Genomic DNA, 20,524 nt, shown 5'->3' with positions numbered 1-20,524 from the left:
CGCGCGAGAATCGTGCGTGCACAGTGGCGCGTGGGAGCGGGGAGTTCAGGCAGAATAGAGGGCTGCACGACTTACGTTTTCCTTGCTGCCATGTCCTCCGCCGACGCTGCCCCGCCCAGTTCTTTCGATCTTACCCCGACCCCGGAAATCCAGCTTGACGTGGATCGCGCGCGGCGTTTTGGCGGCGTCGCGCGCCTGTATGGCGCGCCGGCCGCGGCCGCATTCGAGCGGGCGCACGTCGCGGTGATCGGGATCGGCGGCGTCGGGTCGTGGGTGGCCGAGGCGCTCGCGCGCAACGCGGTCGGCACGCTGACGCTGATCGATCTCGACAACGTCGCGGAAAGCAACACGAACCGGCAGATCCATGCGCTCGACGGCAATTACGGCAAGCCGAAGGTCGACGCGATGGCCGAGCGCATCGCGCTGATCGACCCCGCGTGCCGCGTGAACCGGATCGAGGATTTCGTCGAGCCCGACAACTTCGACGCACTGCTCGGCGGCGGTTTCGACTACGTGATCGATGCGATCGACAGCGTGCGCACGAAAGTCGCGCTGATCGCGTGGTGCGTCGCGAAACGGCAGCCGTTGATCGTCGTCGGCGGCGCGGGCGGGCAGCTCGATCCGACGCGCATCCGCATCGACGATCTCGCGCTGACGATCCAGGACCCGCTGCTGTCGAAGGTGCGTGCGCAGTTGCGCAAGCAGCACGGTTTTCCGCGCGGGCCGAAGGCGCGTTTCAAGGTCAGCGCCGTGTATTCGGACGAGCCGCTGATTTACCCTGAAGCGGCGGCCTGCGACATCGAGGACGGCGCGGAGCCATCCGCGGCCGCGCACGTCGCGGGGCTCAACTGCGCGGGTTTCGGTTCGAGCGTGTGCGTGACCGCGAGCTTCGGTTTCGCGGCGGCCGCGCATGCGCTGCGAGCGATCGCGGCACAGGCGGCCGGCTGAGCGTGCAACGCGCGGGCAGGAAAGGGTGATGCTGCGGCGCGGGTAACGCGCGTCGAGCGATACGGCAGGTCAGCCGGGCCATCGTGGCCCGGCCTCTCGTGGCCCGGCCTTTCGTGGCCCGGCCTTTCGTGGCTCGGCTCGTCGTACTTCAGTTGAGCGCCATGCTCAGCTTGCGTCGCCACGCGGCGACGAGGTCGGGGCGATCGCCGGCCAGTTCGAACACCGAGATCATCGTGCGGCGGCCGAGATCGTCGCCGTATGCGCGATCGCGCGTCACGATTTCCAGCAACTGTTCCAGTGCCCCTTCGTACGCGCGCCGCGCGATCAGGCTCTGCGCGAGGTCGAAGCGCGCGTCGAGATCGGCGGGATTCGCCGCGATGCGCGCTTCGAGCGCGTCGGTCGGCGGCAAGTCGGCCGTGGCGTCCAGCGCGTCGAAACGGGTCTTGATCGCCTGGTAGCGCGGATCGCCGTTCTGCACGGTTTGCGGCGACAGGCGCTCGGTTTCCGCGCGCGCGGCGTCGACCTCGTTGCGCGCGAGCAGCAGCTCGATCAGGTCGAGGCGCGCGTCGTCGTAGCCGGGGTTCAGCGCCAGCGCCGCTTCGAGGTGGGCGAGCGCATCGTCGAAGCGCTGTTCGGCCATCGCATATTGCGCGGCGCGGCGCTCGGCTTCCTCGGCCGCCGGCAGCAGCCGGTCGAGGAACGCGCGCAACTGGCCCTCGGGCAGCACGCCGACGAACTGATCGACCGGGCGCCCGTCGGCGAACGCGATCACATGCGGGATGCTGCGCGTCTGGAAGTGCGCGGCGAGTTCCTGGTTCTCGTCGACGTTGACCTTCACGAGCTTCCAGCGGCCTGCGTAATCGGCCTCGAGCTTTTCCAGCAGCGGGCCGAGCGTCTTGCAGGGGCCGCACCACGGCGCCCAGAAGTCGACCAGCACGGGCGTATCCAGCGACGCCTCGATGACGTCTTTCTCGAATGTGGCAAGCGTGGTGTCCATGTCGTTCTCTCCCGTTCGAATGTCGTCAGGATGGGGGCGGCGCGCCGCTTTTTCAACGCGGCTTCGCTTCGGGCAGCGGAATCCATTCCGTCTCGCCAGGCACCTTGCCCATTTCCTGGCGCGTCCACGCCGCTTTCGCCCGCTCGATCGCGTCGCGGCTGCTCGCGACGAAATTCCACTCGATGAAGCGTTCGCCGTCCATCCGGTCGCCGCCGAGCAGCATCGCGCGCGCGCCGCTGGCGCTCGTCAGCGTGACCGTCGCGCCCGGCGCGAGCACGGCCATCTGTTCGGCCGGTACCGGCGTGCCGTCGATCGCGAGCGCGCCGTCGACCACGTAGACCGCGCGCTCCTCGTGCGATGCATCGAGTTCGAGCCGGCCGCCGGCCGCGAATTCGGCCGCGACGTACAGCGTGCGCGAGAACGTCGTCACGGGCGAGCGCAACCCGAACGCGTCGCCGGCGATCACGGTCAGCGCCACGCCGTCTTCGTCGCGCTTGGGCAGCGTGTCGGCCGCGTGGTGCTCGAACGACGGCTCGGTCGTCTCGTGCGCCTGCGGCAGCGCAACCCAGGTCTGGATGCCGTGCACGGTGTGGCCGCTCGCGCGCTGCGCGTCCGGCGTGCGCTCGGAGTGGACGATGCCGCGGCCGGCCGTCATCCAGTTCACGTCGCCCGGCACGATTTCCTGCAGCGAGCCGAGGCTGTCGCGGTGCAGGATCGCGCCGTCGAACAGGTAGGTGACCGTCGCGAGCCCGATGTGCGGATGCGGGCGCACGTCGAGCCCCGTGCCGGCGGACAGCGTGGCGGGCCCCATGTGATCGAAGAAGATGAACGGGCCGACGAGGCGTGCGGCGAGCGCGGGCAGCGTGCGGCGCACCTGCAGGTTGCCGATGTCGCGCACGTGCGGCTTCAGCAGGGCTTTGATCGAGTCGGTCATGGGGGCCTCGTGGGGAACGGCTGGATTGCCGGTCATTGTACTGGCGGCGCGGCGCTGCGCGTGACGGGGGAGCGCGAAACGCGCGCGGCGCGATGCACCCGCGGCAGGCACGCGTCGTGCGGCATCCTCCGCCGTGCGCAGGCCGCCGCGCCCGCCGCCGATTCCATACGCGCCGCGCGGGTATCGGGCCGGGCGGCGAAACCCGGTAGACTGACCGGCTTCATACCGACAATTCGACAATCGAGGAGACGCCGATGATGGCCCCGAAGGACTTGCTGCTCGCGCTGGTCGTGATCCTCGCGTGGGGCGTGAACTTCGTCGTGATCAAGGTCGGCCTGCACGGCATGCCGCCGATGCTGCTCGGCGCGCTGCGCTTCACGCTCGCGGCCGTGCCCGCGGTGTTCTTCGTGCGCCGGCCGCAGATTTCGTGGCGGCTGCTGGTGCTGTACGGCGCGACGATCCAGCTCGGCCAGTTCGTGTTCCTGTTCACCGGCATGTACGTCGGCATGCCGGCCGGCCTCGCATCGCTCGTGCTGCAGTCGCAGGCGTTCTTCACGCTGGTGTTCGCGATGCTGTTCCTCGGCGAGCGGCTGCGCGTGCAGAACCTGGTCGGGCTCGCGATTGCCGCGGGCGGGCTCGTCGTGATCGCCGCGCAGGGCGGCCGCGCGATGACGCTCGCGGGCTTCCTGCTGACGATCTGCTCGGCCGCGATGTGGGCCGTCGGCAATATCGTCACGAAGAAGGTCGGCAAGGCGAACCTCGTGTCGCTCGTCGTGTGGGCGAGCCTTGTGCCGCCCGTGCCGTTCTTCCTGCTGTCGCTGTGGTTCGAAGGGCCGCAGCGGATCGCGACCGCGCTCGCCGGGCTCGACGGCGCATCGATCTTCGCGGTCGTTTATCTCGCGTTCGTCGCGACGCTGCTCGGCTACGGGCTGTGGAGCCGCCTGCTGTCGCGCTACCCGGCCGCGCAGGTCGCGCAATTCTCCCTGCTGGTGCCGATCATCGGGCTCGCGTCGTCGGCGCTGCTGCTCGACGAGCATCTGACGCAGGCGCAGTTGATCGGCGCCGCGCTCGTGATGGGCGGGCTCGCGGTGAACGTGTTCGGCGGGAAACTGCTGAGCCGCTTCGCGGCGTCGTGACGCGCCGGCACGCACTGCGTGCCGGCGGGGGGAAGCGGTGGCGCTCAGGCCATCCGGCTCTTCGCGAGCGGCGGATTCGCGGCGAAATAGCGCTTGATGCCGCGGAAGATCGCGTCGGCCATCTCGTCGCGATAGCTGTCGTCGTTGAGCCGGCGCTCTTCGTCCGGGTTGCTGATGAACGCGGTCTCGACGAGGATCGACGGAATGTCGGGCGCCTTCAGCACCGCGAACCCGGCCTGCTCGACCGAGCCCTTGTGCAGCTTGTTGATGCCGCCGACTTCCTTCAGCACGTAGTTGCCGTAGCGCAGCGAGTCGCGGATCTGCGCGGTCGTCGACATGTCGAACAGCGCGCGGTTCACGGCCGCGTCCGCCGTCTTGATGTTGATGCCGCCGATCAGGTCCGACGAATTCTCCTTGTTCGCCATCCAGCGCGCCGCGGCGCTCGTCGCGCCGTGGTCGGACAGCGCGAACACCGACGAGCCGCGTGCGGACGGCGTCGTGAACGCATCCGCGTGGATCGACACGAAGAGATCCGCGCCGACGCGGCGCGCCTTCTGCACGCGCACGTTCAGCGGCACGAAGAAGTCGGCGTCGCGCGTCATCATCGCGCGCATGTTCGGCGCGGCGTCGATCTTCGCGCGCAGCTTCTTCGCGATGTCGAGCGCGATGTGCTTCTCGTACGTGCCGTTGCCGCCGATCGCGCCCGGATCCTCGCCGCCGTGGCCCGGGTCGATCGCGACCGTCAGCAGACGCACGGTGCCGCCCTTGCCGGATTTCGGCGCGGTGAACTTGTAGGTGTCGCCGTCGTCGTCGCTGTCGTCGCGGCGCGCGATGACGGGCGGCGGCTTGACGGCCGGCTTCGCGGGCGTCGACGGCGTGCCGGCGGCCGGCGGCGCGTGCGGCGTGGCCGGCGTGTTCTGCGCGAAACGCTGGAAGAATGCGTCGCTGTTGTCGCCCGCGCCGGGCGGCGGGGTGCCGGGGCCCGCCAGCGTGGACGGCGGCTGCATCTGCTGCGCGCGCGCGGTGTCGTTGAGCGCCTGTTCCTTGCGTTCCGTCTGCGCGATCAGGTCGGACAGCGGATCGGGCGCGACGGCCGGATACAGGTCGAACACCAGCCGGTACTTGTACGTGCCGACGGGCGGCAGCGTGAACACCTGCGGCTTCACCGAGCCTTTCAGGTCGAACACCATCCGCACGACGTGTGGCTGATACTGGCCGACGCGCACCGACTGGATCTGCGGATCGTTCGGCGCGATCTTCGAGACGAGGTCGCGCAGCGCCTGGTCGAGGTCGAGGCCGCTCAGGTCGACGACGAGACGGTCGGGACCCTGCAGCAGCTGTTGGCTATTCTGCAGCGGCTGGTCGGATTCGATCGTGACGCGCGTGTAATCGCGTGCGGGCCACACGCGCACGCCGAGCACCGACGACGCGTGCGCGAGCCGCGGCGCGACGAGACCGAGCACCAGCGTCGACGCCCCCGCGCGCAGGATCTGACGGCGCCGCCAGTTGTGCGTCGCGGTGGCCGCCGATTCGATCGAGCGGAACGGTTTGATCAACATCTTTCGAGACATGCCTTTCCTGAAGCGCTGTACGCCCGGACGGTGAGGGCACGGCCGTCGCCATCCACGTCGAGCGAGAAAACCAGATCGGGCACGCCGAGCAGGGCGCCCGCCTGTTGCGGCCATTCGACGAGGCAGATCGCGGTGGAATTGAAATATTCGCGAAAGCCTGCATCGGACCATTCGGCCGGATCGTTGAATCGATACAGATCGAAGTGATAGACCTCGAGTTCCCCATCGCTGCGTTCGAGCGCGTACGGCTCGACGAGCGTATAGGTTGGGCTGCGCACACGCCCCTCGTGGCCGAGGCCGCGCAGGATCGCGCGCACGAGGGTCGTCTTGCCCGCGCCGAGATCGCCGACCAGCTGGATCTGCAGCCCGTCGAACGTATGCGCGCGGTCGAGCTCGAGGCGCGCCGCGTCGAGCGCGTGCGCGAAGCGGGTGCCGAAGGCCTCGGTTGCCGCTTCGTCGGCGAGCGCGACCACGCGCTCCGCGAGCGGGGCGGGCAACGTGGCATGAGGCGGTTGGCTGGACGTGGCTGGCATTCTCGTAAAATAGTGCGATGAACCGACTACCGGAACGCGCCGCATCCGACAGGCCTTCGACTCGTGACGAAGGCGCGGCGCCGTGCGCGCTCGACGATGCGGCGTTGACTGCGCTCGCCGCTCGCATCAGGGCGTGGGGGCGCGAATTGGGTTTCGGGGCGATCGGCATCAGCGATACCGATCTCTCGGATGCCGAAGCGGGCCTCGCCGCCTGGCTGGAAGCCGGATACCACGGCGAAATGGATTATATGGCGAAACATGGGATGAAACGCGCGCGGCCGGCCGAACTTGTGGCCGGTACGCGACGCGTGATCTCCGTGCGGCTCGCCTATTTGCCGGGCCAAACGCTCGCGGCCGACGCGCCCGCTGGCGAGCCCGGCGCGCTCGTGCCGCACGACTGGCGCGCGCGCGAACGGGCGCGGCTCGAGGATCCGCAGGCGGCCGTCGTGTCGATCTATGCGCGCGGCCGCGACTATCACAAGGTGCTGCGCAACCGGCTGCAGACACTCGCGGAGCGCATCGAGCACGAGATCGGCGGGTTCGGCTACCGCGTGTTCACCGATTCGGCGCCCGTGCTCGAGGTCGAACTCGCGCAGAAGGCCGGAGTCGGCTGGCGCGGCAAGCACACGCTGCTGCTGCAGCGCGATGCCGGCTCGCTGTTCTTTCTCGGCGAGATCTACGTCGACCTGCCGCTGCCGACCGACGCGCACACGTTGCCCGACACCGCGCCCGAGACGCCCGGTGCGCACTGCGGCAGCTGCACCCGCTGCATCGACGCGTGCCCGACCGGTGCGATCGTCGAGCCGTATCGCGTCGATGCGCGCCGCTGCATCTCGTACCTGACGATCGAACTGAAAGGCAGCATCCCCGAGCCGCTGCGGCCGATGATCGGCAATCGCGTGTACGGCTGCGACGACTGCCAGCTCGTGTGCCCGTGGAACAAGTTCGCGCAGGCCGCGCCCGTCGCCGATTTCGACGTGCGGCACGGCCTCGACCGCGCGACGCTCGTCGAGCTGTTCGCGTGGGACGCGGAGGCATTCGACACGCGGATGCAGGGCAGCGCGATCCGGCGCATCGGCTACGAAAGCTGGCTGCGCAATCTCGCGGTCGGGCTCGGCAATGCGCTGCGCGCCGGCGCGGACCGGCTCGCGCCGCCCGCGCGCGATGCGATCGTCGCCGCGCTGCGCGCCCGGGCCGACGATCCGTCGCCGGTCGTGCGCGAGCATGTCGAATGGGCGCTGCGAGCCGCGTGAAGGCGGCGTAAAGTGTCGTCGGCGCGTGCGCAGGGCCGCGCGCGCATCCCTCGGTCAGGAGAATTCAATGTTCAACGCTGTCATCGACGCGCCGTTCGGCAAGGTCGGCATCCGCACGGATGCAGCGGTGGTGCGCGAGATCGTCTATCTGCCCGAATCGATGAAGTCGGTCGATCCGGATTCGGCGCTCGCGAAGCGCGCCGTGAAGCAGATCGAACGTTATTTCGAGCGCGCGTCCGCACGCTTCGACCTGCCGCTCGCCGACGTCGGCAGTGCATTCCAGCACCGGGTGTGGGACGCGATCAGCGATATCCCGCCCGGGACGGTGCTGACCTACGGCCAGGTCGCGAAGCGGATCGGCAGCGCGCCGCGCGCGGTCGGCCAGGCGTGCGGCGCGAACTATTTCCCGCTCGTGATTCCGTGCCATCGCGTCGTCGCGGCGGGCGGTCTCGGCGGATTCGCGAACCACGACGACAACGGCTATTACCAGCAAGTGAAGCGCTGGCTGCTGACGCACGAGGGCGTGCCGTACTGATGAGCGAACCGATGATTTCCCCCGCCGCCGACAACGACACCGACGCCGTCGCGGCATCGCCCGCGCTGCTCGCGAGCCGCGCGTCGATCGACGTGTTCTGCGATGCGCTGTGGCTCGAGCACGGGCTCGCGCGCAACACGCTCGATGCGTACCGGCGCGACCTGGCGCTGTTTTCCCAATGGCTGGCCGCGACGCACGACGCGCCGCTCGACTCGGCCGACGAGGCGATGGTGACGGGCTATATCGCCGCGCGCAGCGACGGCAAGGCGACGTCGTCGAACCGGCGGTTGTCCGTGTTCCGCCGCTATTACGGCTGGGCCGTGCGCGAGCATCGCGCGAGCGCCGATCCGACGCTGCGGATCACGTCCGCGAAACAGGGGGCCCGGTTCCCGTCGACGCTGTCCGAGGCGCAGGTCGAGGCGCTGCTCGGCGCACCCGACATCGGCACGCCGCTCGGCCTGCGCGATCGCACGATGCTCGAGCTGATGTACGCGAGCGGGCTGCGCGTGAGCGAGCTCGTGACGCTGAAGACGGTCGAGGTCGGCCTCAACGAAGGCGTCGTGCGCGTGATGGGCAAGGGCTCGAAGGAGCGGCTCGTGCCGTTCGGCGAAGTCGCGCACGGCTGGATCGAACGCTACCTGCGCGACGCGCGGCCGGCGCTGCTCGGCGCACGCGCGGCCGATGCGCTGTTCGTGACCGCGCGCGGCGACGGCATGACGCGCCAGCAGTTCTGGAACATCATCAAGCGTCACGCGCAGCAGGCCGACGTGCGTGCGCACCTGTCGCCGCACACGCTGCGGCACGCGTTCGCGACGCACCTGCTGAACCACGGCGCCGACTTGCGCGTCGTGCAGTTGCTGCTCGGCCACAGCGACATCTCGACCACGCAGATCTATACGCACGTCGCGCGCGAGCGGCTCAGGACGCTGCACGCGCAGCATCACCCGCGCGGCTGACGCGCGACGCGGGCATGCGGCTCGGCGTGAGCCGCAATGTGGACTCGCGTGCCGTCGCGTCGGCCGCGTCAGACCAGCTCGCGCAGCCGGTGCTTCAGCACCTTGCCGGTCGACGCGGCCGGCAGCGCATCGAGCACGCGGATGTGCGCAGGGCGTTTGTAAGCGGTGAGCCGATCCGCGCACCATGCGTGCAAGGCTGCCTCGTCCGCCGCCGCGCCCGGCACCAGTTCGACGAACGCGAGCACTTCCTCGTTGCCGTCGATCGCGCGGCCGATCACGGCCGCCTGCACGACGTCCGGATGCGCGTTCAGCACCTGTTCGACCTCGACCGGATACACGTTGAAGCCCGAGCGGATGATCAGCTCCTTGCTGCGGCCCGCGATCGTCACCGCGCCGTCCGCTTCCTGCCGCGCGAGATCGCCGGTGCTCAGCCAGCCGTCCGGGGACACGGCCGCGTGCGTCGCGTCCGCGTTGCGGTAGTAGCCGAGCATCACGTTCGGCCCGCGCACGCGAATCTCGCCGACTTCGCCCGGCGGCACGTCGCTGCCGTCCGGCGCGACGATCCGCACGTCGACGCCCGGAATCGGCACGCCGACCGAACTGTCCGTGCGCGGCGCGTCGAGCGGCGTCTGCGTGATCGTCGGGCTGCTTTCGGTCATCCCGTAGCCGTTGTGCAGCGGCACGCCGTACAGGCGCTCGACGCGCGCCTTCAGGTTCGCATCGAGCGGCGAGCCGCCCGAATATGCGAAGCGCAGCCGCGGCGCGCGCCATGCGTGGCCGTGCGTGTGCAGGTGTTCGAGCAGCTTTGCGTGCATCGCGGGCACGCCCTGGAAGATCGTCACGCCTTCGTCGGCGAGCGCGACGCGGACGGCTTCCGGCGAGAAGCGCGGCGCGAGCCGCAGCGTCGCGCCCGCATACAGGCTGCCGAGGCATACCGACGCGAGCCCGTACACGTGCGACACGGGCAGCACCGTGTAGACGACGTCGTCCGGCGACACGCGGCGCAGCATGCTCGACGTCGCCGCGATGAACAGCAGGTTGCGGTGCGACAGCATCACGCCTTTCGGTGTGCCGGTCGTACCGGTGGTGTAGATCAATGCCGCGCATTGTGCGGCACTGCCGGTGGCCACCGGCTCGGCGGGCGCGCTCGCGTCGACGTGATACGAACACGCGCCGATGTCGACCGGCAGCGCCGCGGCCGGCGTGGCGCCGAGCCGCTCGGCATGGGCGCGCGCGTCGGGCGATACGTCGGTCGTGAACGCGATCAGCTTCGGGCGCGCATGCGCGGCGATCGCGTCGAGCTCGGCGGCCGACAGCCGCGCGTTCGACACGAGCGCCCATGCGTCGAGGCGGGCGGCGGCGAACAGCAGCACGATCTGCGCGACGCAGTTTTCGGCGACGATCATCACGCGGTCGCCGCCTTCTACGCCGAGACTCGCCAGCCGCGCGGCCGCCGCGTCGACGGCCTGCGCCAGGTCGCCGTACGACAGCCGGCGCGCATCCTCGATCAGTGCCGGCTGCGCGGGCGACTCCGCGGCCCGGTACGCGGGCACGTCGGCGATGCGGCGCGGCAGCGCGGCGAGCAGCGCATCGACATCGAGCGATTCGGATGAGCGGATGGGCGAGGACATGGCGTCTCCAGATGAAGGGCCGGCGGCAGCCGACGATATTTGCGAACGATCGTGCCATGGCGAGACGCGCGCCACAATCAGCCAATCGGGCAATAGCGCTTCACGATGTCTGCAATGATGATGGGTGCAATCGTGACGGCGACGCGGTGGGCCGGCGGAAAACGGGCCGCGAGTATACCGTCGGCGCGGGCTCGCCACTGCGCGCCCGGCGATCGTTCGCCATTAAAATGCCGCCATGAGCAAATCCAGACACGTGTCCGAAACCCCTGCGACCCAGCTGCTGCGCCGTCATGGCGTCGCATTCGGCGAGCATCCGTACGAATACGTCGAGCACGGCGGCACCGGCGAATCGGCGCGCCAGCTCGGCGTCGACGAGCACAGCGTCGTGAAGACGCTCGTGATGGAAGACGAGCACGCGAAGCCGCTGATCGTGCTGATGCACGGCGACCGCACCGTGTCGACGAAGAATCTCGCGCGGCAGATCGGCGCGAAGCGTGTCGAGCCGTGCAAGCCCGAGGTCGCGAACCGCCATTCGGGCTATCTCGTCGGCGGCACGTCGCCGTTCGGCACGCGCAAGACGATGCCCGTCTACGTCGAGTCGACGATCCTCGAATTGCCGACGATCTACCTGAACGGCGGCCGGCGCGGCTACCTCGTCAGCCTCGCGCCGGCGGTGCTCACGTCGCTGCTCGGCGCGCAGCCGGTGCAGTGCGCGAGCGTCGACTGAGGGTTTCACCTTCGTGGCACCCCGCGCCCGTTCGGTAGAATGGGCGCCGTTTCGGCCTGCCGGCTTGCCGCGCCCGGCCGTTCCTTTCCCGATACGTTGAAAGAAGAGTCCTCCGCATGCAGATCCTGCTCGCCGCCCTCGTTGCCTACCTGATCGGTTCGGTGTCGTTCGCCGTCGTTGTCAGTTCCGTGATGGGGCTGGCCGACCCGCGTTCATACGGGTCGAAGAACCCCGGCGCGACCAACGTCCTGCGCAGTGGCAACAAGAAGGCCGCGATCCTGACGCTCGTCGGCGACGCGTTCAAGGGCTGGATCGCCGTCTGGCTCGCCCGGCACTTCGGCCTGCCCGACGTCGCGATCGCGTGGGTCGCGATCGCCGTGTTCCTCGGCCACCTGTACCCGGTGTTCTTCCGCTTCCAGGGCGGCAAGGGCGTCGCGACCGCGGCCGGCGTGCTGCTCGCCGTGCACCCGGTGCTCGGGCTCGCGACCGCGCTGACCTGGCTGATCGTCGCGTTCTTCTTCCGCTATTCGTCGCTCGCGGCGCTGGTGGCGGCCGTGTTTGCGCCGGTGTTCGACGTATTCCTGTTCGGCATGCCGGGCCACAACCCGATCGCCTGGGCCGTGCTGGCGATGAGCGTGCTGCTCGTGTGGCGTCACCGCGGCAACATTTCGAAGCTGCTCGCGGGGCAGGAGAGCCGGATCGGCGACAAGAAGAAGGCGGCCGCGGACGGCGGCGCGCAGGACGGCGGGAAAGCCTGAGAAACGCGGCGCCGGGCGCGCCGCGTGTGCGGGGCCCGGCCGGATGACGCGACGGGCCGGCGGCCGGTCAGTCGCGGAAGTTGTTGAAGTCGAGCGGCGTGTCGGTCACGTCCTTGCGCAGCATCGCGATCGTGCTCTGCAGGTCGTCGCGCTTCGTGCCCGAGATGCGCACCGCGTCGCCCTGGATGCTCGCCTGCACCTTGATCTTGCTGTCCTTCACGAGGCGCACGATCTTCTTCGCGAGGTCGCCCGTCACGCCCTTCTTCACGGTGACGACCTGCTTGACCTTGTCGCCGCCGATCTTCTCGACCTTGCCGTAGTCGAGGAAGCGCACGTCGACGTTGCGCTTGGCCAGCTTGCCGATCAGTACGTCCTTGACCTGGCCGAGCTTGAAATCGTCGTCGGCGAACAGCGTCAGCTCGCGTTCCTTCTGCTCGACGCGTGCGTCGGAGCCCTTGAAGTCGAAGCGCGTCGAAATTTCCTTGTTCGACTGCTCGATGGCGTTCTTCACTTCGATCATGTTCGCTTCGGAAACGACGTCGAACGATGGCATGGCATTCTCCCTAGAGATGCGGGCACCCGGCTCACGCACGGGCACTCGCTATAATTGCGGACTGTTTGCCATTTTACCGATGCCCCTCCGTTTGCCCAAGGCCGGCCATGCGCCGCCCGGGCCGACGTGACCGCGAATGCCGATGCCCCCTGACGATTCCGCCCTGTCGCTGCTTCCCGACCATCCGCTCGCCGCGCACAACACGTTCGGCATCGCCGCGCGTGCGCGCTTCGCCGCGCGCATCACGCAGGCGGCGCAGTTCGAGGCGCTGCATCGCGACCCGCGGGTCGCGAACCTGCCGCAGCTCGTGCTCGGCGGCGGCAGCAACATCGTGTTCACGCGCGATTTCGACGGCGTCGTGCTGCTCGACGAGATCGCGGGCCGCCGCGTCGTGCGCGAGGACGACGACGCGTGGTACGTCGAGGCCGGCGGCGGCGAGAACTGGCACGCGTTCGTCGCGTGGACGCTCGAGCACGGGATGCCGGGCCTCGAGAATCTCGCGCTGATCCCGGGCACCGTCGGCGCCGCGCCGATCCAGAACATCGGCGCGTACGGCCTCGAGATGAAGGCGTATTTCGATTCGCTGGTCGCGGTGGAGCTGGCGACGGGGCGCCGCGAGCGCTTCGACGCCGCGCGCTGCGCGTTCGGTTACCGCGACAGTTTCTTCAAGCGGGAAGGGCGCGGCCGGTTCGCGATCGTCGCGGTGACGTTCCGGCTGCCGAAGCAATGGACGCCGCGGCTCGGCTATGCGGACGTCACGCGCGAGCTCGACGCGCGCGGCATCACGCCCGAGGCGGCAACGCCGCGCGACGTGTTCGATGCGGTCGTCGCGATCCGCCGCGCGAAGCTGCCCGATCCGCTGGTGCTCGGCAACGCGGGCAGTTTCTTCAAGAATCCGGTGATCGACGCCGCGCAATTCGATGCGCTGCGCGCTCGCGCGCCGGATGTCGTGTCGTATCCGCAGCCGGACGGGCAGGTGAAGCTCGCGGCCGGCTGGCTGATCGACCGCTGCGGCTGGAAGGGGCGCGCGCTCGGCGCGGCGGCCGTGCACGACCGCCAGGCGCTCGTGCTCGTCAATCGCGGCGGCGCGACCGGCGCCGACGTGCTGGCGCTGGCGCGGGCCATCCAGGCCGACGTGCGCGCGCAGTTCGGCGTCGAGCTGGAGGCGGAACCGGTCTGCCTGTAACGTAGCGCGCGCCGGTTTTGGCGCGCCCAAACGAAAGCGCCGATCGTCGACCGGCGCTTTTTTTACGCGTGTGCGTTGAGCGGCGCGTCAGTGCTTGAGGCGGCCGAGCAGCAGGAATTCCATCAGCGCCTTCTGCACGTGCAGGCGGTTTTCCGCTTCGTCCCACACGACACTCTGCGGGCCGTCGATCACGCCGGCCGTCACTTCCTCGCCGCGGTGCGCGGGCAGGCAGTGCATGAAGAGGGCATCCGGATTCGCATGGCCCATCATTTCCTCGTCGACGCACCAGTCGGCGAATGCCTGCTTGCGCGCCTCGTTCTCGGCCTCGAAACCCATGCTCGTCCACACGTCGGTCGTCACGAGATCGGCGCCCTTGCACGCTTCGTTCGGATCGTCGAACACCTCGTAGAACGGCGCGCTGTCGGGCGACACGAGCTTCATGTCGAGCGCATAGCCGGGCGGCGTCGACAGGCGCAGCTTGAAGCCGAGGATCTGCGCGGCCTCGATCCACGTGTAGAGCATGTTGTTCGCGTCGCCGACCCACGCGACGGTCTTGCCGGCGATCGGGCCGCGGTGCTCGTAGTACGTGAAGATGTCGGCGAGCACCTGGCACGGATGGTATTCGTTCGTCAACCCGTTGATCACCGGCACGCGGGAATTCTGTGCGAAGCGCGTGATCACGTCCTGCTCGAACGTGCGGATCATGATGATGTCGACCATTCGCGAGATGACCTGCGCGGAATCCTCGACGGGCTCGCCGCGGCCGAGCTGCGTGTCGCGCGTGCTCATGAACACGGCGTGGCCGCCGAGCTGGAAGATCCCGGCCTCGAACGACAGGCGCGTACGCGTCGAGCTCTTCTCGAAGATCATCGCGAGCGTGCGGTCGTGCAGCGGGTGATAGGTTTCGTAGTTCTTGAACTTGCGCTTCAGGATACCCGTGCGTTCGAGCACGTACTCGTAGTCTTCCAGCGAGAAATCCTTGAACTGCAGGTAGTGACGAATGGTTTTGGCGGTCATGAAACGAAATACGGCGGTCTCACCCGGCCGCGAGGCCGGACGGCGCCGCCGTCGGGTGTGGATAACTCAAAGCAGCATAAAGGATTTTCTGTGCTTTGACGAGCCGTGGAACGACGCGGGGCAGGATCGCCGCGCCCGATCCGCGGTGCGGGAAGAGGGCCGTCGGGACGACGCGCGATGGCGCGCTGCGGTATAATTCGAAAGTTTTCTCCAGCCCGGCAGGCAAGGCTTTTCGCGCTCTGCCGGACACAAGCCGTGCGCTGCACACATCCGGTGCAGTCCACCGGCGGCGCGCATCGACGCCCCGTTTTCGGGATATCGATCGGCTCGTGCCGCCGCCTCTCCAGCTTTGTGTTCGCGTATCCAGGCGCCGTTGCCTGGACATCGCCGGGCCGTCACTTGGGTAACCACATGGCTGAAACCCCTCCGACCGAATTTTTCATCCAGGGCATCACGAAAGACGGGAAAAAGTTTCGCCCGAGCGACTGGTCGGAACGTCTGGCCGGTGTGATGGCCTGCTTCGGGCCGGGGGCGAGCGGGCCGAATGCGCGACTCAAGTATTCGCTGTACGTGCGCCCGACGATGCTCGGCGACCTGAAATGCGTGATCCTCGATTCGCGGTTGCGCGACATCGAGCCGATGGCTTTCGATTTCGTGCTGAATTTCGCGAAGGACAACAACCTCGTCGTGACCGAGGCGTGCGAATTGCCGGACTACAACACGAAGAAGTGAGTGATGCCGACGGGCGAGGGCGCGGGTTGCGTCCGCCCGGGCAACTGCCGCCGCCGCGCGTGATGCGCAGGCGGCAGGCGACAAAAAAGCCCGCCTAGGCGGGCTTTTTCGTGATCGCAGGAAACAGGAACGCCCGCCTGAGCGGGCGCACCGGAGTTACGCTGCTGCCTGCAGGCCCTTGACGGCTGCGGCCAGGCGGCTCTTGCTGCGAGCGGCCTTGTTCTTGTGAACGATCTTCTTGTCGGCGATCGTGTCGATCGTCTTCACGGCAGCCTTGAACAGCTCGGCAGCCTTTGCCTGGTCGCCGGCTTCAACAGCCTTGCGAACCGACTTGATCGCGGTACGGAATTTCGAGCGCAGCGCCGAGTTGTGCGAGTTTGCCTTCGCGGCCTGGCGGGCGCGCTTGCGTGCTTGTGCGGAGTTAGCCATGACGGTTCCTTATCCTGTCCTGTTTCCAGAGCTTGGAGCCTGACGGCCAAGCGCTGCTTTTCGATCCGTCCCCTGAGAACGATTGCCCAGGGGCGCATAAAAAAACGGTGATTTTAACCGAGGCCGGGACATGAAAACGGCAGTTGCCGTGCATGTACGAGCCCAGAAACCGGCGATTATAGCAACAAAATCAAGCGAGTGGCAAGTTCAACGTGATGCCGGCCGGATGGAGCCGCGGGCGGCCGGTGCGCTTTTCGGCATCGGCCGGTGGCCGGGTCGCGCAACGTCCGTATAATAAGCGCCCCATGAATCTATTCCGAGCCCTGCTGACGGTCAGCGGCTTCACGCTGCTGTCGCGCGTGACCGGACTGGCCCGCGAGACGCTGATCGCCCGTGCGTTCGGCGCCAGTCAATACACCGACGCGTTCTACGTCGCCTTCCGTATCCCGAACCTGCTGCGCCGCCTGTCCGCCGAAGGCGCGTTCTCGCAGGCGTTCGTGCCGATCCTCGCCGAGTTCAAGAACCAACAGGGGCACGATGCGACGAAGGCGCTCGTCGACGCGATGTCCACCGTGCTCGCGTGGGCGCTGGCCGTGCTGTCGGTCGTCGGGATCGCGGGCGCGTCGTGGGTCGTGTTCGCGGTCGCGTCCGGCCTGCACAGCGACGGCCAGGCGTTTCCGCTCGCGGTCACGATGACGCGGATCATGTTCCCGTACATCGTGTTCATTTCGCTGACCACGCTCGCGTCGGGCGTGCTGAACACGTACAAGAGCTTCTCGCTGCCCGCGTTCGCGCCGGTGCTGCTCAACGTCGCGTTCATCGCCGCGGCCGTGTTCGTCGCGCCGCACCTGAAGGTGCCGGTCTACGCGCTCGCGTGGGCGGTCATCGTCGGCGGCGTGCTGCAGTTTCTCGTGCAGTTGCCGGGCCTGAAGAAGATCGACATGGTGCCGCTGATCGGCCTGAACCCGCTGCGCGCGCTGCGTCATCCGGGCGTGAAGCGCGTGCTCGCGAAGATGGTGCCTGCCACGTTCGCGGTGTCCGTCGCGCAACTGTCGCTGATCATCAACACCAACATCGCGTCGCGGCTCGGGCAGGGCGCCGTGTCGTGGATCAACTACGCCGACCGCCTGATGGAGTTCCCGACGGCGCTGCTCGGCGTCGCGCTCGGCACGATCCTGCTGCCGAGCCTGTCGAAGGCGCACGTCGACGCCGATTCGCACGAATATTCGGCGCTGCTCGACTGGGGGCTGCGCGTCACGTTCCTGCTCGCGGCGCCGAGCGCGCTCGCGCTGTTCTTCTTCGCGACACCGCTCACCGCGACGCTGTTCAACTACGGCAAGTTCGACGCGCATACCGTCACGATGGTCGCGCGCGCGCTCGCGACCTACGGGATCGGCCTCGTCGGCATCATCCTGATCAAGATCCTCGCGCCGGGCTTCTATGCGAAGCAGGACATCAAGACGCCCGTGAAGATCGCGATCGGCGTGCTGATCGTCACGCAGCTGTCGAACTACGTGTTCGTGCCGCTGATCGGCCACGCGGGCCTCACGCTGAGCATCGGCGTCGGCGCGTGCCTGAATTCGCTGCTGCTGTTCCTCGGGCTGCGCAAGCGCGGCATCTACCAGCCGTCGCCGGGCTGGCTGCGCTTTTTCGTGCAGCTCGTCGGCGCGGCGCTCGTGCTCGCGGGCCTGATGCACTGGTGCGCGATCAGTTTCGACTGGACCGGCATGCGCGCGCAGCCGCTCGATCGCATTGCGCTGATGGCTGCGTGCCTCGTGCTGTTTGCTGCACTATATTTCGGTATGTTGTGGGTGATGGGCTTCAAATACGCTTACTTCAGAAGGCGCGCCAAGTGACGACCGCAATGACCCGCGTCCTCGACTACTTCAGCACGCTCGTGGCGGACGACGACAGTCTGCCCGTCACGGAAGCCGCGCTGTCGCTGGCGCAGGACGCGTATCCCGACCTCGACCTGCAGGGCACGCTGGCCGAACTCGACATGCTGGCGGCGCGGCTGCGCCGGCGGCTCGCCGACGATACCGACCTGAAGGGCCGCGTCGCCGCGCTGAACGACTTCTTCTTTCGCGAGCTCGGCTTCGCGTGCAATCACAACGATTACTACGACCCCGATAACAGCCACCTGAATGCCGTGCTGAAGCGGCGGCGCGGGATTCCGATCTCGCTGTCGGTGCTGTACCTGGAGCTCGCCGAGCAGATCGGCGTGCCGGCGCGCGGCGTATCGTTCCCCGGCCATTTCCTGCTGCGCGTGACGCTGCCGGATGGCGACCTGATCATCGATCCGACCAACGGCCATTCGCTGTCCGAAGCCGAGATGGTCGAGATGCTCGAGCCGTACGTCGCGCGGGCGGCGGGGGCGGTCGACAGCGCGTTGCGCGCGCTGCTGCAGCCCGCGACGAGCCGCGAGATCATCGCGCGGATGCTGCGCAACCTGAAGACGATCTATCTGCAGACGGAGCGCTGGCAGCGGCTGCTCGCGGTGCAGCAGCGGCTCGTGATCCTGCTGCCCGAGCAGCTCGACGAGGTGCGCGACCGCGGCTTCGCGTATGCGCGGCTCGACTACCTGCGCCCCGCGCTCGAGGATCTCGAGCAGTATCTCGGCGAGCGGCCCGAGGCGGAAGACGCGACCGTCGTCGAGTCGCAGGTCAGCGAATTGCGGCAACGGATGCAGCGCGACGGCGAGGATTGAGCCGCCAGCGCGCTGCTTCTTGGACACGGAAAAAACGCCCGCATCGCGGGCGTTTTTCTTGCGCGCTTGCCGCAGGGGCGTGCAAAGCGTGACAGGCGAAAAAAAAGCCGCCCGGACCGGGCGGCTTGCGGGTGCGCGACGCGCTGCTTACTTCAGCGCGTCGAACGCGCGCTCGCGGATTTCGTCGACGGTGCCCAGGCCCGAGATCTTGCGATACTGCGGCGCCTTCAGACCGTTTTCCTCGCCGCGCTGTGCCCAGTCGCCGTAGTACGTGATCAGCGGCTTGGTCTGCGCTTCGTACACTTCGAGACGCTTTTTGACAGTTTCTTCCTTGTCGTCGTCGCGCTGGATCAGCGGTTCGCCCGTCACGTCGTCGTGACCTTCGACCTTCGGCGGGTTGAACTTGACGTGGTACGTGCGGCCCGATGCCGGGTGCGTGCGGCGGCCGCTCATGCGCTCGATGATTTCCGAGAACGGGACGTCGATCTCGAGCACGTAGTCGATCGCGACGCCGGCTTCCTTCATTGCGTCAGCCTGCGCGATCGTGCGCGGAAAGCCGTCGAACAGATAACCGTTCGCGCAGTCGGATTCCTTCAGGCGCTCCTTGACCAGGCCGATGATCAGCGCGTCCGGCACGAGCTTGCCGGCATCCATGTAACCCTTCGCCTCGACGCCGAGCGGCGTGCCGGCCTTGACGGCCGCGCGCAGCATGTCGCCCGTCGAGATTTGCGGAATGCCGAATTTTTCCTTGATGAAGTTTGCCTGGGTGCCCTTTCCCGCGCCGGGCGCGCCCAACAGGATCAAACGCATGGTGATATCTCCAAGTATGTAGATTCGTGTGGCGAGACACAAAGGCGTCGGCGACAGCGGGCGCGGGGCTCGCCCGGCGCATGGCGGACCGGTCTGATGCGGCGCGTCGGCCGAGGCGACGCGCGGCTGCCGGCAGGGCCACGGGCGGGGTCAAGCGAGGACGCGCTGGTCGCGGACGGCTCGCACAATCGCCTGATTATGCCACGGGTTATTTTGAACCCGGCTGAAAAAGGGCCTGCACGCGCGCGAGATCGGCCGGCGTATCGATGCCGGCTTCGGGCGCGGATTCGGTGATCAGCACCGCGATGCGCTCGCCGTGCCACAGCGCGCGCAACTGTTCGAGCTGCTCGGCCTGTTCGATTGGCGCCTGCGCGAGCGACGGATAGGTGCGCAGGAAACGCGCGCGATACGCATAGAGGCCGATGTGCCGATAGACCGGGAAAGCCGGTGCAGGCATGGCCGCGACGTCGGGCCAGTGCGGCTGGTACGCGTCGCGGCTCCACGGAATCGGCGCGCGCGAGAAGTACAGCGCGACGCTCTGCGCGTCGAGCGCGACCTTCACGACGTTCGGATTGAACACGTCGGCCGCGTCGTGGATCGGGTGAGCGGCGGTCGCGATCGCGCACGCCGGATGCGCGGCCAGGTGCGACGCTACGTCGCGCACGAGCACGGGGTCGATCAGCGGCTCGTCGCCCTGCACGTTGACGACGACGGTGTCGTCGCGCCAGCCGAAGGCCGCCGCGACTTCCGCGAGCCGGTCGGTGCCGGACGGATGGTCGGCGCGCGTGAGCACCGCTTCGAAGCCGTGATCGCGCGCCGCGTCGAGCACGCTCTGCGCGTCGGACGCGACGAGCACCTGTTGCGCGCCCGCTTCGCGCGCGCGCTCGGCGACACGCACGACCATCGGCTTGCCGCCGAGATCGGCGAGCGGCTTGTTCGGGAGCCGCGTCGACGCGAGCCGGGCGGGAATGACGGCGATGAAGGGGGGCGGGTGAGTCATCAGGGGAGCGCTGGGAAGAACGGGGCGGGCGACGCCGGAAGCCGGGCGCCCGGCGAGTGCGGCAGCCCGGCCGGGGCCGGGCCGTCACGGTGTCGAACGGGGCGCCGGGCG

Annotated in this window: 21 protein-coding genes; 11 read left to right on the top strand and 10 right to left on the bottom strand. The window is 68.3% G+C overall.

What is annotated here, in order from left to right; genetic code table 11:
• Window positions 1-90 precede the first annotated feature (90 nt).
• Window positions 91-948 carry a ThiF family adenylyltransferase gene (locus tag JMF86_RS12765; protein WP_011546059.1) on the top strand — a complete coding sequence of 286 codons (858 nt, stop codon included), beginning with the start codon at window positions 91-93 and terminating at the stop codon, window positions 946-948.
• Window positions 949-1,096: 148 nt separating this feature from the next.
• Here the strand turns inward: JMF86_RS12765 and trxA are convergent, their stop codons facing one another.
• Window positions 1,097-1,945, bottom strand: coding sequence for a thioredoxin (gene trxA, locus JMF86_RS12760; protein WP_011694383.1), 849 nt, complete (start codon window positions 1,943-1,945; stop codon window positions 1,097-1,099).
• A gap of 52 nt (window positions 1,946-1,997) precedes the next feature.
• Window positions 1,998-2,879, bottom strand: a complete 882-nt coding sequence (locus tag JMF86_RS12755; RefSeq protein WP_011546057.1) for a pirin family protein — start codon at window positions 2,877-2,879, stop codon at window positions 1,998-2,000.
• 257 nt (window positions 2,880-3,136) lie between these two features.
• On the opposite strand from JMF86_RS12755, the gene JMF86_RS12750 reads away from it, so the two are divergent.
• Window positions 3,137-4,015, top strand: coding sequence for an O-acetylserine/cysteine exporter (locus tag JMF86_RS12750; RefSeq protein WP_011694382.1), 879 nt, complete (start codon window positions 3,137-3,139; stop codon window positions 4,013-4,015).
• A 44-nt stretch (window positions 4,016-4,059) separates the two neighbouring features.
• Here the strand turns inward: JMF86_RS12750 and JMF86_RS12745 are convergent, their stop codons facing one another.
• Window positions 4,060-5,586 (bottom strand): N-acetylmuramoyl-L-alanine amidase, encoded by a 1,527-nt coding sequence (locus JMF86_RS12745; protein WP_023477625.1) that lies wholly within the window; start codon window positions 5,584-5,586, stop codon window positions 4,060-4,062.
• Window positions 5,568-6,119: a tRNA (adenosine(37)-N6)-threonylcarbamoyltransferase complex ATPase subunit type 1 TsaE gene (gene tsaE / locus JMF86_RS12740; protein WP_041489242.1), complete on the bottom strand. Its 552-nt coding sequence runs from the start codon at window positions 6,117-6,119 to the stop codon at window positions 5,568-5,570. Before tsaE ends, JMF86_RS12745 begins: the two co-directional genes overlap by 19 nt.
• Before the next feature lie 17 nt (window positions 6,120-6,136).
• On the opposite strand from tsaE, the gene queG reads away from it, so the two are divergent.
• The 3 genes from queG to xerD all read left to right on the top strand — a co-directional run bounded on the left by queG (window position 6,137) and on the right by xerD (window position 8,863).
• Window positions 6,137-7,372, top strand: coding sequence for a tRNA epoxyqueuosine(34) reductase QueG (gene queG / locus JMF86_RS12735; RefSeq protein WP_011546054.1), 1,236 nt, complete (start codon window positions 6,137-6,139; stop codon window positions 7,370-7,372).
• 67 nt (window positions 7,373-7,439) lie between these two features.
• Entirely contained in the window at window positions 7,440-7,907 is a 468-nt protein-coding gene (locus JMF86_RS12730) for a methylated-DNA--[protein]-cysteine S-methyltransferase (RefSeq protein WP_011546053.1), read from the top strand.
• Entirely contained in the window at window positions 7,907-8,863 is a 957-nt protein-coding gene (gene xerD / locus JMF86_RS12725) for a site-specific tyrosine recombinase XerD (RefSeq protein WP_011546052.1), read from the top strand. Before JMF86_RS12730 ends, xerD begins: the two co-directional genes overlap by 1 nt.
• Before the next feature lie 68 nt (window positions 8,864-8,931).
• On the opposite strand, the gene JMF86_RS12720 is transcribed toward xerD, so the two are convergent.
• A complete protein-coding gene (locus JMF86_RS12720) occupies window positions 8,932-10,494 on the bottom strand; it encodes a class I adenylate-forming enzyme family protein (protein WP_011694378.1) in 1,563 nt (520 codons plus the stop codon).
• Window positions 10,495-10,729: 235 nt separating this feature from the next.
• Between JMF86_RS12720 and ybaK the strand changes: the two genes are divergently transcribed.
• Window positions 10,730-11,221 carry a Cys-tRNA(Pro) deacylase gene (ybaK, locus tag JMF86_RS12715; RefSeq protein ID WP_011694377.1) on the top strand — a complete coding sequence of 164 codons (492 nt, stop codon included), beginning with the start codon at window positions 10,730-10,732 and terminating at the stop codon, window positions 11,219-11,221.
• A 116-nt stretch (window positions 11,222-11,337) separates the two neighbouring features.
• The gene (gene plsY / locus JMF86_RS12710) at window positions 11,338-11,979 is read left to right on the top strand and encodes a glycerol-3-phosphate 1-O-acyltransferase PlsY (RefSeq protein ID WP_011546049.1); all 642 of its coding nucleotides are present in this window, start codon (window positions 11,338-11,340) and stop codon (window positions 11,977-11,979) included.
• A 67-nt stretch (window positions 11,980-12,046) separates the two neighbouring features.
• Here the strand turns inward: plsY and JMF86_RS12705 are convergent, their stop codons facing one another.
• Window positions 12,047-12,532, bottom strand: coding sequence for a YajQ family cyclic di-GMP-binding protein (locus tag JMF86_RS12705; RefSeq protein WP_006478013.1), 486 nt, complete (start codon window positions 12,530-12,532; stop codon window positions 12,047-12,049).
• Window positions 12,533-12,668: 136 nt separating this feature from the next.
• Between JMF86_RS12705 and murB the strand changes: the two genes are divergently transcribed.
• Window positions 12,669-13,718, top strand: a complete 1,050-nt coding sequence (murB, locus tag JMF86_RS12700) for a UDP-N-acetylmuramate dehydrogenase (protein WP_011546048.1) — start codon at window positions 12,669-12,671, stop codon at window positions 13,716-13,718.
• 87 nt (window positions 13,719-13,805) lie between these two features.
• Here the strand turns inward: murB and argF are convergent, their stop codons facing one another.
• Window positions 13,806-14,735: an ornithine carbamoyltransferase gene (gene argF / locus JMF86_RS12695; RefSeq protein WP_006482207.1), complete on the bottom strand. Its 930-nt coding sequence runs from the start codon at window positions 14,733-14,735 to the stop codon at window positions 13,806-13,808.
• Between the two features lie 411 nt (window positions 14,736-15,146).
• Here argF and JMF86_RS12690 point away from each other — a divergent pair, with 411 nt between their 5' ends.
• Window positions 15,147-15,467 (top strand): DUF3579 domain-containing protein, encoded by a 321-nt coding sequence (locus tag JMF86_RS12690; protein WP_011546046.1) that lies wholly within the window; start codon window positions 15,147-15,149, stop codon window positions 15,465-15,467.
• Window positions 15,468-15,623: 156 nt separating this feature from the next.
• Here the strand turns inward: JMF86_RS12690 and rpsT are convergent, their stop codons facing one another.
• Window positions 15,624-15,896: a 30S ribosomal protein S20 gene (gene rpsT, locus JMF86_RS12685; RefSeq protein ID WP_006482211.1), complete on the bottom strand. Its 273-nt coding sequence runs from the start codon at window positions 15,894-15,896 to the stop codon at window positions 15,624-15,626.
• A gap of 305 nt (window positions 15,897-16,201) precedes the next feature.
• Between rpsT and murJ the strand changes: the two genes are divergently transcribed.
• The gene (gene murJ / locus JMF86_RS12680) at window positions 16,202-17,752 is read left to right on the top strand and encodes a murein biosynthesis integral membrane protein MurJ (RefSeq protein WP_011694376.1); all 1,551 of its coding nucleotides are present in this window, start codon (window positions 16,202-16,204) and stop codon (window positions 17,750-17,752) included.
• Between the two features lie 8 nt (window positions 17,753-17,760).
• Window positions 17,761-18,603: a SirB1 family protein gene (locus JMF86_RS12675; RefSeq protein WP_011546044.1), complete on the top strand. Its 843-nt coding sequence runs from the start codon at window positions 17,761-17,763 to the stop codon at window positions 18,601-18,603.
• A gap of 147 nt (window positions 18,604-18,750) precedes the next feature.
• Here JMF86_RS12675 and adk read toward each other — a convergent pair whose 3' ends face one another.
• Together adk and kdsB are read right to left on the bottom strand one after the other, a co-directional pair.
• Window positions 18,751-19,413 (bottom strand): adenylate kinase, encoded by a 663-nt coding sequence (adk, locus tag JMF86_RS12670; protein WP_006482212.1) that lies wholly within the window; start codon window positions 19,411-19,413, stop codon window positions 18,751-18,753.
• A gap of 208 nt (window positions 19,414-19,621) precedes the next feature.
• Window positions 19,622-20,413, bottom strand: a complete 792-nt coding sequence (gene kdsB, locus JMF86_RS12665; RefSeq protein ID WP_011546043.1) for a 3-deoxy-manno-octulosonate cytidylyltransferase — start codon at window positions 20,411-20,413, stop codon at window positions 19,622-19,624.
• Window positions 20,414-20,524 lie beyond the last annotated feature (111 nt).

The organism is Burkholderia sp. E168m15 (assembly GCF_016586105.1).
GTDB lineage: Bacteria > Pseudomonadota > Gammaproteobacteria > Burkholderiales > Burkholderiaceae > Burkholderia > Burkholderia orbicola.
This window is presented reverse-complemented; position numbering and strand designations above follow the sequence as displayed.

What these genes read in the sequence shown, in the direction of transcription:
- JMF86_RS12765 (WP_011546059.1), top strand. Translation starts at nt 91, where the DNA reads ATGTCCTCCGCCGACGCTGCCCCGCCCAGTTCTTTCGATCTTACCCCG.
- JMF86_RS12720 (WP_011694378.1), bottom strand. Translation starts at nt 10,494, where the DNA reads ATGTCCTCGCCCATCCGCTCATCCGAATCGCTCGATGTCGATGCGCTG.
- murJ (WP_011694376.1), top strand. Translation starts at nt 16,202, where the DNA reads ATGAATCTATTCCGAGCCCTGCTGACGGTCAGCGGCTTCACGCTGCTG.
- JMF86_RS12705 (WP_006478013.1), bottom strand. Translation starts at nt 12,532, where the DNA reads ATGCCATCGTTCGACGTCGTTTCCGAAGCGAACATGATCGAAGTGAAG.
- JMF86_RS12755 (WP_011546057.1), bottom strand. Translation starts at nt 2,879, where the DNA reads ATGACCGACTCGATCAAAGCCCTGCTGAAGCCGCACGTGCGCGACATC.
- JMF86_RS12675 (WP_011546044.1), top strand. Translation starts at nt 17,761, where the DNA reads ATGACCCGCGTCCTCGACTACTTCAGCACGCTCGTGGCGGACGACGAC.
- JMF86_RS12730 (WP_011546053.1), top strand. Translation starts at nt 7,440, where the DNA reads ATGTTCAACGCTGTCATCGACGCGCCGTTCGGCAAGGTCGGCATCCGC.
- trxA (WP_011694383.1), bottom strand. Translation starts at nt 1,945, where the DNA reads ATGGACACCACGCTTGCCACATTCGAGAAAGACGTCATCGAGGCGTCG.
- plsY (WP_011546049.1), top strand. Translation starts at nt 11,338, where the DNA reads ATGCAGATCCTGCTCGCCGCCCTCGTTGCCTACCTGATCGGTTCGGTG.
- murB (WP_011546048.1), top strand. Translation starts at nt 12,669, where the DNA reads ATGCCGATGCCCCCTGACGATTCCGCCCTGTCGCTGCTTCCCGACCAT.
- rpsT (WP_006482211.1), bottom strand. Translation starts at nt 15,896, where the DNA reads ATGGCTAACTCCGCACAAGCACGCAAGCGCGCCCGCCAGGCCGCGAAG.
- queG (WP_011546054.1), top strand. Translation starts at nt 6,137, where the DNA reads ATGAACCGACTACCGGAACGCGCCGCATCCGACAGGCCTTCGACTCGT.
- JMF86_RS12690 (WP_011546046.1), top strand. Translation starts at nt 15,147, where the DNA reads ATGGCTGAAACCCCTCCGACCGAATTTTTCATCCAGGGCATCACGAAA.
- adk (WP_006482212.1), bottom strand. Translation starts at nt 19,413, where the DNA reads ATGCGTTTGATCCTGTTGGGCGCGCCCGGCGCGGGAAAGGGCACCCAG.
- ybaK (WP_011694377.1), top strand. Translation starts at nt 10,730, where the DNA reads ATGAGCAAATCCAGACACGTGTCCGAAACCCCTGCGACCCAGCTGCTG.
- xerD (WP_011546052.1), top strand. Translation starts at nt 7,907, where the DNA reads ATGAGCGAACCGATGATTTCCCCCGCCGCCGACAACGACACCGACGCC.
- argF (WP_006482207.1), bottom strand. Translation starts at nt 14,735, where the DNA reads ATGACCGCCAAAACCATTCGTCACTACCTGCAGTTCAAGGATTTCTCG.
- JMF86_RS12750 (WP_011694382.1), top strand. Translation starts at nt 3,137, where the DNA reads ATGGCCCCGAAGGACTTGCTGCTCGCGCTGGTCGTGATCCTCGCGTGG.
- kdsB (WP_011546043.1), bottom strand. Translation starts at nt 20,413, where the DNA reads ATGACTCACCCGCCCCCCTTCATCGCCGTCATTCCCGCCCGGCTCGCG.
- JMF86_RS12745 (WP_023477625.1), bottom strand. Translation starts at nt 5,586, where the DNA reads ATGTCTCGAAAGATGTTGATCAAACCGTTCCGCTCGATCGAATCGGCG.
- tsaE (WP_041489242.1), bottom strand. Translation starts at nt 6,119, where the DNA reads ATGCCAGCCACGTCCAGCCAACCGCCTCATGCCACGTTGCCCGCCCCG.